The sequence below is a fragment of the Pseudomonas sp. B16120 genome, assembly GCF_044218845.1.
Taxonomy (GTDB): domain Bacteria; phylum Pseudomonadota; class Gammaproteobacteria; order Pseudomonadales; family Pseudomonadaceae; genus Aquipseudomonas; species Aquipseudomonas paracarnis.
In genome coordinates, this window is record NZ_CP162588.1 from 1,323,571 (window position 1) to 1,337,028 (window position 13,458).

The following is a 13,458-nucleotide window of genomic DNA, read 5'->3' on the forward strand; positions in this document are numbered from 1 at the left end:
GAGGTGGGGTCAACGTACTTTACCCCTCCGCTTCTCGAATTGATCGTCAATAATATGACAGTTAGGCCCAGCTTTTATTGGGTTTACTTATCCTCAGTCCCAGCTAACCTGCCTAAATAAAATAATCCATTAAAAAGGATGTTTTTTTGACGCCGGTTAGCAGTCGGCAGGGACGCGTATGACACAAGGAAAGCACGGCCAAGAGCGACGAGCGCGGCCCGAGGGCGCGGCCATGCATTGGCGCCACACGTTTCAGACCCGCATAGCCGGGGTGCTGGCGCTGTTGTTACTGGTGGTCGTGGCCGCCACCTATTTTGCCGTGAACGCTGCCACCACTCGGGCGGTGGAGAACCAGGCCGACGTACAGCTGAACACGGGGCGGCAGGTGTTCGAGCGCCTGCTGGACCTGCGCGGGCGGCGCTTGCAGTACGGGTTGGACTGGCTCACCGCCGATGGGCCGTTCAAGCAGGCGGTGGCCGGCGGCCGCACGCTGCCGATCCTGGCGGCCCTGGGCACCCATGGCACCGGGGTCAGTTCCAGCGAAGTGATGGTGCTGGGCCTGGATGACAGGGTCATGGTCAGCACCCTGCTGATGCAGACGCGCGGCCAGCTGTTCCCGTATGCCGATGCCTTGCGCAAGGCGCGGCGCAGCGGCCAGCAAATGTTGATCGTCGCCATGGCCGGGCGCCCCTATTTGCTGGTGCAAAAAGATGTGCTCGGGCCTGTGCCGATCGCACGCGTGGTCATGGGCTTTCCCATGGACACGCAATTCGCCCATGAACTGCGCTCCATGAGCAACCTGGAGGTGTCGTTCCTCAGTGTGCAGGACGGCCATCTCGGTCAGTTGTTCACCACCCACCCTGGCAATTGGCGCCCAAGCATCATCAGCCTCTTGCATGGCACGCAGGTCGATCTTGAGGCGAAGATCCAGCTGTTCCACGGCCAGCGTGTGCTCAGCCAAGTGTTGCCCTTGGCCAACAGCGGCGAAGGCGATGAAGTGCGCGTGTTGCTGCAAAGCCCGCTGGACCATGCGCTGGAATCCTTCGCGCCGCTGGACCGGCAGTTCATGGGGATTGCCCTGGCGGTGCTGCTGGTCTCGCTGGCGGTGGCATTATTCCTGGCGCGGCGAGTGTCACGCCCGCTCAATGCGCTGGTGCAAGCCGCTGAACGGATCGGGGCCGGTGACTACCGCACCCCGGTGCGGGTGCGCAGCCACGACGAGTTCGGCCTGCTGGCGCGTGCGTTCAATGCCATGCAAAGCGGCATCGCCCTGCGCGAGCGGCAACTGGCCCACAATGCCTTGCATGACCCGCTCACCGGCCTGCCCAACCGCGCCCTGGCCATGGAGCGCCTGGGCAGCGCGATCAGCGCACGGCGGCCGGTGGTGTTGCTGTACGTGGGGATTGAAAACTACCGGGTCATCAACGAAGGGTTTGGCCCCGAAGGTGTCGAGCACATGTTGTGCGAGGCCAGCCGCTGCTTGTCCAGCAGCCTGTTGGCCAGCGACACCGCAGCACGCATCGCCGGCAGTGAGTTTCTGTTGTTGCTGGAAAACACCGAGATCGACTCAGCCGTGGCCCGCGCCGACCAGTTGCATGGGGCGTTGACCGAACCCCTGCGCATCGGCAATGACGAAGTGCGCCATGAAGTGAGTATCGGCATCGCCGCGTACCCTGCTGATGGGCAACAGGTGGAAGAATTGATCAACCGCGCGGCCATCGCCCGGCACGACGCGGCCAACCTGCCGGGGCATTTGCAGATCTACCAACCGGACCGAGACCTCGCCCACCAACGCCAGATCACCCTGATTCGCGACTTGCGCCGTGCCGTGATCGAAGGCGAGTTGTACCTGTGCTACCAGCCCAAGCTCGATCTGCGGCACGGCCATGTGAGCCAGGCTGAAGCCTTGCTGCGTTGGCAACACCCGACGCTGGGGCAAGTGTCCCCCGGGGAGTTCATTCCCCTGGCCGAACGCACCGGTAGCATGAGCGCGCTAACGCTGTGGGTGATCGAGGAAGCCATCCGCCAGATTGCCGAATGGGCGCAGCGTGGGCTGGTTATCCAGCTGTCGGTGAATATCTCCGTGAACGACTTGGCGGATGATGACTTGGCCATTCGCGTCACTGCGCTATTGGCCCAATACCACGTGGACGCCGAGCATTTGATTTTTGAAATCACCGAGAGCGCCATCATGCACAACCCGCAGCAGGCCCTCAGCGTGCTGGAGCAGCTGCGCAATTGCGGAATCAGCCTGTCGGTGGATGATTTCGGCACCGGCTACTCGTCCCTCGCCCAATTGCAGCGCCTACCGGTGCAAGAGCTGAAGATCGACCAGTCCTTTGTGCGCAACCTCGACAGCACCAGCGGCGACGGCGTGATCGTGCGTTCCACCATCGAGATGAGTCATAGCCTGGGGCTCAAGGTGGTGGCCGAGGGCGTGGAGTTCGAGCACAGCCTCACCTTGCTCAAACGCTGGAACTGCGACACGGCCCAGGGCTACCTGATCAGCCGGCCGCTCAACGCCATGGCGTTCGAGCGGTGGTTGCGGCGTGAGCGGGTGCCTACTTAGACCAGTGTTTGCAACCGCGCCCACAACCTTTGAACATGCTGGCGTTCGGTGCCCAGCGCGCCGATGGACACCCTCACCATCCAGCGCTCATCGAGGAGGGCGGGGGTGACGTAGGCATCGCCTGACTGGTTGAGTTTTTCTGCCCAGGCTCGGGTGTGATGGTCCAGTGCCTGGCCTTGCAAACCCGGCGGCTCATGGCGAATGCACAAGGTTTGCAAGGCGGGCGTGGCCACCAGCGTCCAGTGTTCGCTGGCTTCGATCTGCTCTGCCAGCCAGCGCGCATTGGCCAGGTCTCGCCGCAACCGCGCTTGCAGGCCGCTGACGCCTTGCTCGCGTATCAGGAACCACAACTTCAAAGCGCGGAAACGGCTGCCCAGGGAGATCCGCCAGTCACGGTAGTTTCGCACTTGGCCGTCTGCGCTGGACTGCAGGTAACTCGGGTTGGTGGTCATGATGCGAATCAAATGCTCGGGGTCGCGCACGAAATACACCGAGCAATCGAAGGCCGCGCCCAGCCATTTGTGCGGGTTGAGCACTAGGGAGTCAGCCTTTTCGATGCCATCCCACAAGGCCCGGCATTCTGGCAGGATCATCGCGGCGCCAGCCATGGCCGAGTCTACATGCAGCCACAGGCCGTGGCGTTGGGTCAGGTCGCCAATGGCCGCCAGAGGGTCGATCGCCATGGCGGCCGTGGTGCCGGTGGTGGCAATCACCACGCAGGGCGTGTTGCCGGCGGTCAGGTCCTGTTCGATGGCGTGCGCCAGTGCCTGGGGCGACATTGCATTGTGTGCATCGGTGGCGATGGTGCGGATATGGTTCTGGCCGAATCCGGCCAGGATCGCCGCCTTGTTGACCGAGCTGTGGGCATGGGCTGAGGTGTAGACGATCAGGGGCGCGCCGCTGTTTTGCAGGCCGTTGTGCATCAGCGCGTAATCGGAGCTGCGTTCCCGGGCGCTGATAAGCGCCACCAGCGTGGACGTGGACGCAGAGTCCTGGATCACACCGCTCCACGTGCTGCCCAGGCCGAGCATGTCGCGCAGCCAATCGGTGGTGACTTCCTCGATTTCGGTGAGGGCCGGGCTGGATTGCCAGGACAACCCAATCACACCCAGGCCGGTGCTCAGGCAATCGCCCAGCACTGAGGACAGTTCCACATTGGAAGGGAAGAACCCGAAGAAACTGGGATGCTGCCAATGCAGCAAGCCGGGCATGATCAGTTTTTCGACATCGCCCATGATCTGTTCGAACGGTTCGGCGGTTTCAGGCGGGCTGACCGGCAGGGCGGCTTTGATCTCGCCAGGTTGGGTGGTGGGCTGCACGCCGCGTTGTTCGATGTTCTGTCGGTAGTCTGCAATCAGGTCGATCATGGCATAGCCATGTTGGCGGAATTCTTCGGGGGTCATAGATAAACGTCCATGTGCACGAGCAATAAAAGTATTAGCACCAGAAGTAAAACGGTTCGCCGGCGTTATAGCCGATAAACGACTGCATGCTGACGCGTTTTCCCGAATCGAACCCGCAGATGGCGTGGGGGCGGCGGGTATTGATGAGCACCAGTTCGTTCTGGCGTGGGCGGATGCGCAGCGGTTTTTGTAAACACTGTTCGGGCAGTTGGGCCCCCTCGAAGCGCTTGACCTCCTCATAGCCAAAGGCTTGGGTATCCCAGATGACCAACTCGCCCCCCGAAGGCGGTGTTTGCAGGTAGATATTGGCGCTGAATTGATGCTGCAGTTCAGCGACTGTGCGGGGCAGGCAATCCACATGGGGCACCGTTTCCGAGAGGTGCGCCGTCTCCGGGAACATGACGCGGATGATCCCGCAAAACATCGGTCGGCCCTGGAACGCAGCGGCTGTTGCACCTTGCGGCCAGAGCGCCTGGAACTGTTCCATCAGCTGTTGAATGGGCGGCGTTTGCGGCGCACAGAGGCTGTCGATAAGGCCGCGCATACGGGCCGCGTCTGCATAATATTTTTCTTGGGCGTCACCGCCGGCGGCCTTGCCGTACGTGGAGTTGAACGGCGTGCCCCAGCGATGCACACCGTAGAAGTGCTGAACGACGCGCCCCTCTTCGTAGGTTTCATGGCCGTAGTGTTCCAGGGTGGCGGTATCGTCGATGGCCTGAATCAACCGTGCGCTGGTGGTTGCGTTGGCAAACTCAGGTACCCGAATGGCAAGCACTTCGCCACTGATGAGTTTTTTCAAACTGGCAGTATTGAGGTGTTCAAGCTCCAGGATTTTTGTGGGGGTGGAAAGCATCGGTTTTGTAGCGACATGGTCCGTCATGCGGTGAAGCTCCCTTTAAAGTTTTATCCGTACGCCTTTTGTATTACGCAGGGCGTGCGCACTAAATTAGTTTTAAAGGGCTGAGGGGAAACGCTGGGGCATTTTCGGCAGGCAAAAAAAAGCGGCTGCCCATTCGGGCCGCCGCTTTTTTGTACCGCCAGCGTTGCTTAATCCGGCAGTTTGAACGCCATTACATAGTCACCCTGCTTGGTCCCCAGGGAGCCGTGACCGCCCGCCATGACCAGCACGTATTGCTTGCCGTCCTTGCCGGTGTAGGTCATCGGGGTGGTTTGCGCGCCTGCAGGCAGGCGGCCTTCCCACAGTTGCTTGCCGTTTTTCACGTCATAGGCACGCAGGTACTGGTCCAGGGTGCCGCTGAGGAACGCGACGCCCCCGGCGGTGGTGAACGTACCGCCCAGGCTAGGCACGCCCATGGTCAGTGGGATTGGAACCGGCGAGCTATCACGCACGGTGCCGTTCTTGTGCATCCAGATGGTCTGGTGGGTGGTCAGGTCGACCGCCGCCACGTAGCCCCAGGCCGGTGCCTGGCACGGCAGGCCCATCGGCGACAGCAGCGCTTCAAGGATCACACCATACGGGGCGCCTTTGTTCGGCTGCACGCCTTCGGTTTCGCTGACGCGTGGGCCTTGCTTGGCAATGTCGGCAGCTGGGATCAGCTTCGATTTGAACGCCATGTAGCTTGGGTTCACGAAGGCGATCTGGCGCACCGGGTCAACCGAGATGCCGCCCCAGTCGAACACGCCGAAGTTGCCTGGGTACACGATCGAACCTTGCAGGGACGGCGGTGTGAACGGGCCGTCGTAGCGCATGGATTTGAAGTCGATCCGGCACAGCATCTGGTCGAACGGGGTCACGCCCCACATGTCGCGTTCTTTCAACGGCGGCGGCATGAAGTTCAGGTCGGACTTGGGTTGGGTAGGGGAGGTGCGGTCGCCCGCCACTGCGCCTTGTGGCACCGGGATTTCATTGACGGGCACCACTGGCTGGCCAGTGGCGCGGTCCAGCACGTAGATGCTGCCTTGCTTGGTCGACGCCATCACTGCCTGCTTCACGCCCGCAGCGGTCTTGATGTCGATCAGCGAAGGCTGGCCGCCCACGTCCATGTCCCACAGGTCGTGGTGGGTGAACTGGAAGGTCCACTTCACGTGGCCGGTGTCGATGTCCAGGGCGGTCAGGCCAGCGGCGTACTTCTCGGACTCATCGGTACGGTCGCCGCCGTACTGGTCGGGCATCTGGTTGCCCATCGGCAGGTAGAGCATGCCGAGTTTTTCATCCACGGCGAACATGGACCACATGTTCGGCGAGTTGCGGGTGTAGGTCTTGCCCTCGGCCAACGGGGTGGTGTCGTCCGGGTTGCCGCTGTCCCAGTTCCACACCAGCTTGCCGGTGTGCACGTCGAACGCGCGGATCACGCCGCTTGGCTCGTCGATGGAAACGTTGTCGGTCACGTGACCGCCGATCACGACCAGGTTCTTGGTCACGGCCGGTGGCGACGTGGAGTAGTAACCGCCTGGGGCGAAGCTGCCGATGTTGGCACGCAGGTCGACCTGACCTTTGTCACCGAAGTCTTCGCACATCTTGCCGGTGTCGGCGTTCAGGGCGATCAGACGGGTGTCGGCGGTCGGCACGAAGATACGTTTCGGGCAGGCATTCGGAGCGGCGGCCGGGCTGGCAGTGCCCGTCGGGCTCTGCTCGGAAGCGTAGGCGGCGTCATCGTGGTACGACACGCCACGGCAGGTCATGTGCGCCCAACCTTTGAAGCTCTCAGCACCCTGGGTGGTGATCTTCGGGTCAAAACGCCAGATTTCCTTGCCGGTATCCGGGTCCAGGGCAATCACTTGGCTGTGCGGTGTGCACACGTAGAGCATGCCATTGACTTTCAGCGGGGTATTTTCCGCGGTGGTTTCACCGGGATCGCCTGGGCCAGGGATGTCGCCCGTGCGATAAGTCCACGCCGGCACCAGCTTATGGGCGTTCTCCGGGGTGATCTGTGCCAGTGGCGAGTAACGGTCACCGAAGGCCGAGCGGCCATAGGAGTTCCAGTCGCCATCGGCCTGGGTTGGCGCAGCGCTGGCCATACCCGGCACCGCGTCGCGGTCCAGTTGGCCGGTCTTGACCATTTCACCTGGGTTGGTGAATTGGCTGGCCAGGGCGGTCGCGCCCGCCAGCACCACGGCAACGCTCAGCGCACCGGTACCCAGCGGGGCCGCTTGGCCACGCAGCAACGGACGACGAAACCACGGCAACAGCATGACGATGCCCAAGGCGAACAGCAGGGCCAGGCGCGGCACCAACTGCCACCAGTCCAGGCCGACTTCCCACAAGGCCCACACGGTGCTGGCGAACAACACCAGTGCGTACAAGCCCAGCGCGGCGCGGCGGGTGGCCAGCAGCAACACGCCGGTCAGGGTGATGCCGATACCGGCGAGCAGGTAGTACAGCGACCCGCCGAGCATGCTCAGCTTGACGCCGCCAGCCAGCAAGGCCAGCCCCATGATCAGCAGCAAGACGCCTAGCAGCCTGGGCAACAGGCGGCTTGGGCTTGAGGCACCATCAGTGCTCATAGTGTGTTTCTCCGTTACGTTGGAATTATGTAACCCCGTGCTTCACTCACTGTAGATGACGATTCGGCTCGGGCTTGGTTCATCGTTATTTTTGGTTTTTTCTGTAGGTAACCGGGTTATCCACAGGCAGGCAATAAACTCCCGAGCGCAGGTCGGATTAAGACAGCGCTGTCTTTGAGCAAAAAGAGATTCGGCAAAAGGAGTCGACCGGGAGCTGAAGCGTTTCAGATTGTTGCGAAGGATAATGCGGCGGGGCGTTTTGAGAAAGGGTGAATCGCAAGATGCATCATTTCAGTTTTGGTAACAGTGACAGATAGTCGCCCCGATCCCGATCAGTCAAGCGAACGCAATGCTCAACGCAACGACCTTCAAATGTGGGAGCTGGCTTGCCTGCGAAGACGTCGGCCCAGCAAACATTGATGTTGACTGACCCAACGCTTTCGCGGGCAAGCCCGCTCCCACAGGGGATTTTCGGTGATGATTAGAAGGTAGTGCGAACCCCGAACTGCACGCTTCTACCTGGCGCCGGCGCGATATCGCGCAGGATCGAGCTGGCATAGCGCACGGTCTGGTTGGTCAGGTTTTCTCCGTTGACGAAGGCCAGCCACTGGCTGCCGCCCACATTGAAGCGATACCCCGCGCTGGCGCCGAGGGTGGTGTAGCCATCGGTGCCGCTTTCGTTATCCGGCACGCGTCCTTGGCCTGCGGCATGTTCCACATCGATACGTGCCTGCCAGCGATCCAGTTCCCACAGCAAGCCGCTGTTCAAACGCAGGGGCGCAATGCGCGGCAAGGCTTCGCCGGTGTCCAGGTTGGTGGCTCGGGTGTAATCGCCCGACAGTTCCAGCGCGAACTTGCCGTAGGCACCTTCGCCGAGCTTCCAGTGATCCTGGGCTTCGAAGCCGGCGAAGCGTGCTCGTACGCCAGAATATTCGTACTCGGGAATACCGCCCGCGTCCTCTTCACCTTCGTCGTTTAGCGTACGGCCAGTGCCGAGCAAACCGATGTAATTGGAGAAGCGGCTATAGAACACGCCAAAGCTGCCCTTGTGGGTGCCGTTGTCAAAGCGCAGCGCCAGGTCGCTGGACACGGCTTTTTCTTTCTTCAGGTTGGCATCGCCCAACTCGTAGGTGCCGGTGGCGACGTGGGCGCCGTTGGCATACAGCTCGTAGAAGGTCGGTGCGCGTTCGGTGTAGCCCAGGGTGGCGGCCAGGGACCAGACCGGCGTAAGGGTGTAGACAGCGCCAGACGACAAGCTGCCGGCGGTGAAGTTATTGCTCTTGTCGGCATTGGCAAAACGCTCGTTGCCTTTGGCGTTCGGGTCGACGCTGGTGTGTTCCACGCGTGCGCCGAGGCTGAGTTTCAGGCGTTCAGTGGCTTGCATTTCTTCGAGGATAAACAGCGCGCCGGCGTTGGTGTCGCTCTGTGGCACGAAAGCTTCTTCGCCCAGGGCCGAGAATTCGTTGCGCGTCACTTGGGCGCCGACCACGCCATCGAACGGGCCAATCGGCTGGTGTCGGGCTTCAACGCGGGCTTCATAGCCTTTGTTCTTGAAGGTGGTGCCGGTTTCGCCGCCTTCGATTTCCCGGTGTTCGTAGTCGGTGTAACCGGCGTCTATTTTCACCGAGGTAAACGGCCCTTGCAGGTTGCGGATCTCGGACGCAAAGGCGTAGTGGTCCTGTTTCATGCGGATGCGCACATCCTGCTCGGCGGGTGAGCCGTAGTTACTGTCGTAATTGCTGTAGGACAGCCCGGCATAACCATCGTCCCAAGTGTAGGAACCGCCCACCGCACCGCCGTCCTGGCGCCCATTGCTGTTACCCAGGCGCCCGTTTTTGCCGGGGCCGTTCTCGCTCTCCGGTGCATGCCGGCTGCGGGCATAGCCTGGGATTTTAAGGTCGTTGAATTCGCGCCCATTGGCATCCAGGTGCAGGGCGAAGGTACCGTTGCCGGCCTCCAACTTGCCCGCGCTGCTGCGGGTGGTGTCGGCACCGCCGTAGCGCAACTCGCCAGCGCCATGGATGCCTTCGATGGCCTCGGTGGGGATGCGATTGTCGAAGGTGTTGACCACCCCGCCGATGGCGCTGCCGCCGTACAGCAGGGCGGCCGGGCCCCGCACGATTTCGATGCGGTCAACGTTGATCGGGTCCAGCGGTACCGCGTGGTCGTAGGACAGCGACGAGGCATCCAGCGCCCCCACACCGTTGCGCAGAATACGAATGCGGTCGCCGTCCTGGCCGCGAATGATCGGGCGGCTGGCCCCCGGGCCAAAGTACGAAGACGACACACCCGGCTGCTTGTTCAGGGTTTCACCGAGGCTGCCTTTTTGTTGCAGGGTCAGGTCATCGCCTGTCAGCACAGTGGTGGGCGAGGCCAGCTGTTCGCTGCCCAGCGGGTTGCCAGTGACCACTTGGGGTGGCAGTTCCAGGGCATGGGCCTGGGAGCCAATCAACAGGGCGGCGGCGAGGGGCGACAAGCGCCAGAGAGAAGGCAGCGACATCGGAGATTCCTGGGCAAAATGACTGATAATTTAAGTTACAATATAACATCTCTTTTTTGTGTAGAAGGGGAACTTTTCCTGGCGGGCTATATTCAATGCGATGCTTCCACCTGCACGCCCCGTCGGCTAAGGTGCGCGGCTGTGTTTCCTCTTTTTGCAAAAGGCCTGGCATGACTGCGACAAGCAACGACCCGCTCCACGGTGTGACCCTGCAACACGTGCTCACCACCCTGGTGGAGCATTACGAGTGGAGCGGCTTGGCCGAGCGCATTGATATCCGCTGCTTCAAGAGTGACCCGAGCATCAAGTCGAGCCTGACTTTCCTGCGCAAAACCCCGTGGGCGCGGGAAAAGGTCGAAGGTTTGTACGTCAAGCTGATGCGTACCAAGCGCCCCCTGGATTGAAAGCATGAAGCGCTTTGTCGCGACGGCAGCCTTGGCCGGTTGGGTGGGGTTGGCGATCCAGCAATACCTGATTCTCTATTCGCGCTGGACCAGTGGCGCGAGCTTGCTGGGCGGCCTGATCAGTTTCTTCAGCTTCTTCACCGTGCTGACCAATACCCTGGTGGTCGTGGTGCTCAGCTACGCGCTGGTCAGGCGCGACTCTGGCGCCAAGCGGTTTTTCCTCGCGCCTCGCATCAGTAGCGCGATTGCCGCGAGCATCGTGGTGGTAAGCCTGGCCTACAACCTGCTGCTGCGGCATCTGTGGAGCCCGCAAGGCTTTCAATTTATCGCCGATGAGTTGCTGCACGACGTCATGCCGTTGTTGTTTGTGGTGTATTGGTGGCGGTGTGTGCCCAAGGGTACGTTGCGGCTCAAACACATTGCCGGCTGGGTGATCTACCCATTGGTGTACTTCGGTTATGTGCTGCTGCGGGGGCATATGCTCGGGCAGTATCAGTACCCGTTCATGGATGTGGACAGCCTCGGTTATCCACAGGTGTTTGTGAATGCCGCAGGGATTTTGGCAGGGTTCATCGTCATCGCGTTGGCGATCATTGGCCTGGACAAGCGCCTCAAATCCCCCTCGATTTAAAGTGAGCACCATTAATGTGGGAGCTGGCTTGCCTGCGATAGCATCACCTCGGTGTACCTGATAAACCGAGGTGCTTGCATCGCAGGCAAGCCCGCTCCCACCTTAATCATTCTTCTTCGCTGCCCTCAGCACGCCAGTAACCCACGGCCTTGAGGTATTCCTCGTTGACCTTGTGCGTGTCCAGCAGTACCCGCCGTACCTGGCGCGACAGCTTGGTTTCGGTGGCGACGAAGCTGTACAACGCCCCGCTGGGCAGCGTCAGGTTGCGCACTACATCGAGCAGGTCATCGTGGCCGCGCAGAACCCAGATCACCTCGACTTCGGCTGCGCTGCCGAGCACCTGTTGTTCCGCCGCATCGGCGATTTCAATCACCGCCAGCACCTTGCGCCCGGCCGGTAATTCTTCCAGGCGTCGACCGATGGCGGGCAGGGCGGTTTCATCACCGATCAGCAGGTAGCTGTCGAAGATGTCCGGCACGATCATCGAACCCCTTGGCCCACCGATATAAAGATGCTGGCCGACCTGTACCTGCTCGGCCCAGGTGGAGGCAGGGCCATCGCCGTGCAGCACGAAGTCGATGTCCAGCTCGCCGATGTCCAGGTCGTAACGCCGTGGCGTGTAGTCTCGCATGGCGGGTTGCGGGCCGTCGCCCTTGATGGCGAACGTCGGGCTTTCCAGCGCCGCTTGTTCGGCGGCGTTCTGCGGGAACAGCAGTTTGATGTGATCGTCGCTGCCCAGGCTGATGAAACCTGCCAGTTCCGGCCCACCCAAGGTGATACGGCGCATACGCGGGGTGATATCCACCACCCGCAGTACTTGCAGGCGGCGGCGTTTGATGTCGTGGGTCACGCGATGGATGGCTTGTGTGTTCATTGATCTCTCCCGTCGGCAATAGCTTGGGCGGTGCCGTTGAGCAGCGCCGCGACACGAACGATTTCTTCCGGGCTCCAGTGCCCGTGGTGTGAGTGCAAGGCATGGCGCAGGTTGTGCACCGCCTCGTGGATCTCGGGTGGGCGGTCGTGCCCGCGCAGCGAGCGCTTGCTGACATCGATACGCATGCGCACGCCGTCCAGGGCAACGGCTTGCTCGCTTAAGAAGAGACGACCGGCGTCGGTGATTGTGTAGCGCTTTTTTCCGCCATCGGCGTCGCCGCTGATCAACTCGCTCTCTTCAAGAAAGGTCAGGGTGGGGTAGATCACGCCGGGGCTGGGGCTGTAGGCGCCGTCGAACAAGCCTTCGATGCGGCGGATCAGGTCGTAGCCGTGGCAGGGCTGTTCAGCGATGAGGGCTAATAGCAGCAGCTTGAGGTCGCCTGGGGCGAACACCCGGGGGCCACGGCCACCCCGTTTTTCAAATTCGCCGCGATGATCATGCTTCATGTAGGGCTTCTCTGTTCAGGTTTAGATATAACGTAAGATATATCTTATGTCGTTGGTAGCCTATGGCGACCAACGGTCGTGGCAGCGTGAGACGCAGCCGGAAATCGGAATATGTGAATAGACGAATAGCGTCTTTAGAGTTATAACTTTAATTAGAGTTGGCGCTCCAATTCAAGCTAAGTGTCGTGAGTTTTTTGTCGAGTGTATGTATGGTGTAGTCCAGTTCTTACAGTGGTTTTCAGGTTATGCTTTTACTGCCGTGTAGCCTGTTTCTTACAGCGGATTTTAAAGTTTGGTCAAAGTGCCATGTTTTTCCCGCGCGCCCTGATTACAAGGGCTACGAGCGTGTGAGAAGAAGCCTGCATACCTGTTTTTAATTTTATTGAATGATTGTTTGGCGTTGTGTGGTTCAACTAACCAGCGGCGTAATTCGTTGTTGAGGTGGTACTTGGCAACGAACCAATCAATGTTAATAAATGCAGGTACTGATCATGTTCAAGAAGTTTGCTGTTGCTGTTCCCCTGGCTGTTTTGGCTTTGTCTTCCTCGGTAACAGCTATCGCTGCAGGTGAAGCCAGTCACACCGTCAACCTCAAGGCAAACATCCCGACCACCGTGTTCCACGCACAACCGCGTGACCCGAACTGGGGCCGTGACGAAACCATGAGCTACAACCTGGTCAGCGGCGAGTTGGCTCCGTTGAGCGCCATCTACGATCTCAAGAACACCAACGGTTCGGTACACGCTTACATCGAAGGTGGCCCGGCTGTGTTGTTCAATGGTGACGTGTCGCAGAACATCCCGCTCACCACCAGCCTCAATGGCGTCACGCTGACCGGCACCCCCCAGGAAGTAGTCAATGAAGCCGACTCCACCCCTGGCGTGGGTGCTGAAATGCGCATCGTCGCGGCCAAACCGTCGGCCACCCAGCGTGGTTCCTACACCGCGGTGATGCCGGTGGTGTTCGACGCGGTATTGCCAACGCCTTGAAACCCATAAGTGCCCGCGACGTACGGGCACCCCTTGTATGACTTGCAGGTCGGCTGATTTTTCCTCCTCGGTCTGCCGACCTGATTTTCATTTTTGGCCCTGGCATTCCGAGTATTC

10 protein-coding genes are annotated in these 13,458 nt (G+C 60.6%); 4 read left to right on the plus strand and 6 right to left on the minus strand.

All coding sequences use genetic code 11. The annotated features are described in order from the left end of the window. Nucleotides 1-232 precede the first annotated feature (232 nt). Nucleotides 233-2,569, plus strand: coding sequence for a putative bifunctional diguanylate cyclase/phosphodiesterase (locus AB4P90_RS06375; RefSeq protein ID WP_395606085.1), 2,337 nt, complete (start codon nt 233-235; stop codon nt 2,567-2,569). Here AB4P90_RS06375 and AB4P90_RS06380 read toward each other — a convergent pair. The 4 genes from AB4P90_RS06380 to AB4P90_RS06395 all read right to left on the minus strand — a co-directional run bounded on the left by AB4P90_RS06380 (nt 2,566) and on the right by AB4P90_RS06395 (nt 9,937). Then, entirely contained in the window at nt 2,566-3,972 is a 1,407-nt protein-coding gene (locus AB4P90_RS06380; protein WP_395605750.1) for a pyridoxal phosphate-dependent decarboxylase family protein, read from the minus strand. The genes AB4P90_RS06375 and AB4P90_RS06380 overlap by 4 nt on opposite strands. Before the next feature lie 34 nt (nt 3,973-4,006). After that, nucleotides 4,007-4,852, minus strand: a complete 846-nt coding sequence (locus AB4P90_RS06385) for a 2OG-Fe(II) oxygenase (protein ID WP_038449041.1) — start codon at nt 4,850-4,852, stop codon at nt 4,007-4,009. Nucleotides 4,853-5,019: 167 nt separating this feature from the next. Continuing rightward, on the minus strand, nt 5,020-7,437 hold the full coding sequence (locus AB4P90_RS06390) for a glucose/quinate/shikimate family membrane-bound PQQ-dependent dehydrogenase (RefSeq protein ID WP_014717088.1): 2,418 nt from the start codon (nt 7,435-7,437) through the stop codon (nt 5,020-5,022). Nucleotides 7,438-7,918: 481 nt separating this feature from the next. Continuing rightward, nucleotides 7,919-9,937: a TonB-dependent receptor gene (locus tag AB4P90_RS06395; RefSeq protein WP_103451489.1), complete on the minus strand. Its 2,019-nt coding sequence runs from the start codon at nt 9,935-9,937 to the stop codon at nt 7,919-7,921. Nucleotides 9,938-10,107: 170 nt separating this feature from the next. On the opposite strand from AB4P90_RS06395, the gene AB4P90_RS06400 reads away from it, so the two are divergent. Beyond that, entirely contained in the window at nt 10,108-10,341 is a 234-nt protein-coding gene (locus AB4P90_RS06400; RefSeq protein WP_003188882.1) for a VF530 family DNA-binding protein, read from the plus strand. 4 nt (nt 10,342-10,345) lie between these two features. Beyond that, nucleotides 10,346-10,972 carry a Pr6Pr family membrane protein gene (locus AB4P90_RS06405; RefSeq protein ID WP_020301198.1) on the plus strand — a complete coding sequence of 209 codons (627 nt, stop codon included), beginning with the start codon at nt 10,346-10,348 and terminating at the stop codon, nt 10,970-10,972. A 106-nt stretch (nt 10,973-11,078) separates the two neighbouring features. Here AB4P90_RS06405 and AB4P90_RS06410 read toward each other — a convergent pair whose 3' ends face one another. Further along, nucleotides 11,079-11,846 (minus strand): siderophore-interacting protein, encoded by a 768-nt coding sequence (locus tag AB4P90_RS06410; protein WP_020301197.1) that lies wholly within the window; start codon nt 11,844-11,846, stop codon nt 11,079-11,081. After that, nucleotides 11,843-12,352 (minus strand): PadR family transcriptional regulator, encoded by a 510-nt coding sequence (locus AB4P90_RS06415; RefSeq protein WP_014717092.1) that lies wholly within the window; start codon nt 12,350-12,352, stop codon nt 11,843-11,845. Before AB4P90_RS06415 ends, AB4P90_RS06410 begins: the two co-directional genes overlap by 4 nt. A gap of 491 nt (nt 12,353-12,843) precedes the next feature. On the opposite strand from AB4P90_RS06415, the gene AB4P90_RS06420 reads away from it, so the two are divergent. Continuing rightward, complete coding sequence (locus tag AB4P90_RS06420) at nt 12,844-13,341, plus strand: CS1 type fimbrial major subunit (protein WP_172832672.1); 498 nt, start codon at nt 12,844-12,846, stop codon at nt 13,339-13,341. Nucleotides 13,342-13,458: the final 117 nt, after the last annotated feature.

Excerpts from the sequence above, each read along its gene's own strand:
- AB4P90_RS06375 (WP_395606085.1), top strand. The coding sequence starts at position 233 with ATGCATTGGCGCCACACGTTTCAGACCCGCATAGCCGGGGTGCTGGCG.
- AB4P90_RS06380 (WP_395605750.1), bottom strand. The coding sequence starts at position 3,972 with ATGACCCCCGAAGAATTCCGCCAACATGGCTATGCCATGATCGACCTG.
- AB4P90_RS06385 (WP_038449041.1), bottom strand. The coding sequence starts at position 4,852 with ATGACGGACCATGTCGCTACAAAACCGATGCTTTCCACCCCCACAAAA.
- AB4P90_RS06390 (WP_014717088.1), bottom strand. The coding sequence starts at position 7,437 with ATGAGCACTGATGGTGCCTCAAGCCCAAGCCGCCTGTTGCCCAGGCTG.
- AB4P90_RS06395 (WP_103451489.1), bottom strand. The coding sequence starts at position 9,937 with ATGTCGCTGCCTTCTCTCTGGCGCTTGTCGCCCCTCGCCGCCGCCCTG.
- AB4P90_RS06400 (WP_003188882.1), top strand. The coding sequence starts at position 10,108 with ATGACTGCGACAAGCAACGACCCGCTCCACGGTGTGACCCTGCAACAC.
- AB4P90_RS06405 (WP_020301198.1), top strand. The coding sequence starts at position 10,346 with ATGAAGCGCTTTGTCGCGACGGCAGCCTTGGCCGGTTGGGTGGGGTTG.
- AB4P90_RS06410 (WP_020301197.1), bottom strand. The coding sequence starts at position 11,846 with ATGAACACACAAGCCATCCATCGCGTGACCCACGACATCAAACGCCGC.
- AB4P90_RS06415 (WP_014717092.1), bottom strand. The coding sequence starts at position 12,352 with ATGAAGCATGATCATCGCGGCGAATTTGAAAAACGGGGTGGCCGTGGC.
- AB4P90_RS06420 (WP_172832672.1), top strand. The coding sequence starts at position 12,844 with ATGTTCAAGAAGTTTGCTGTTGCTGTTCCCCTGGCTGTTTTGGCTTTG.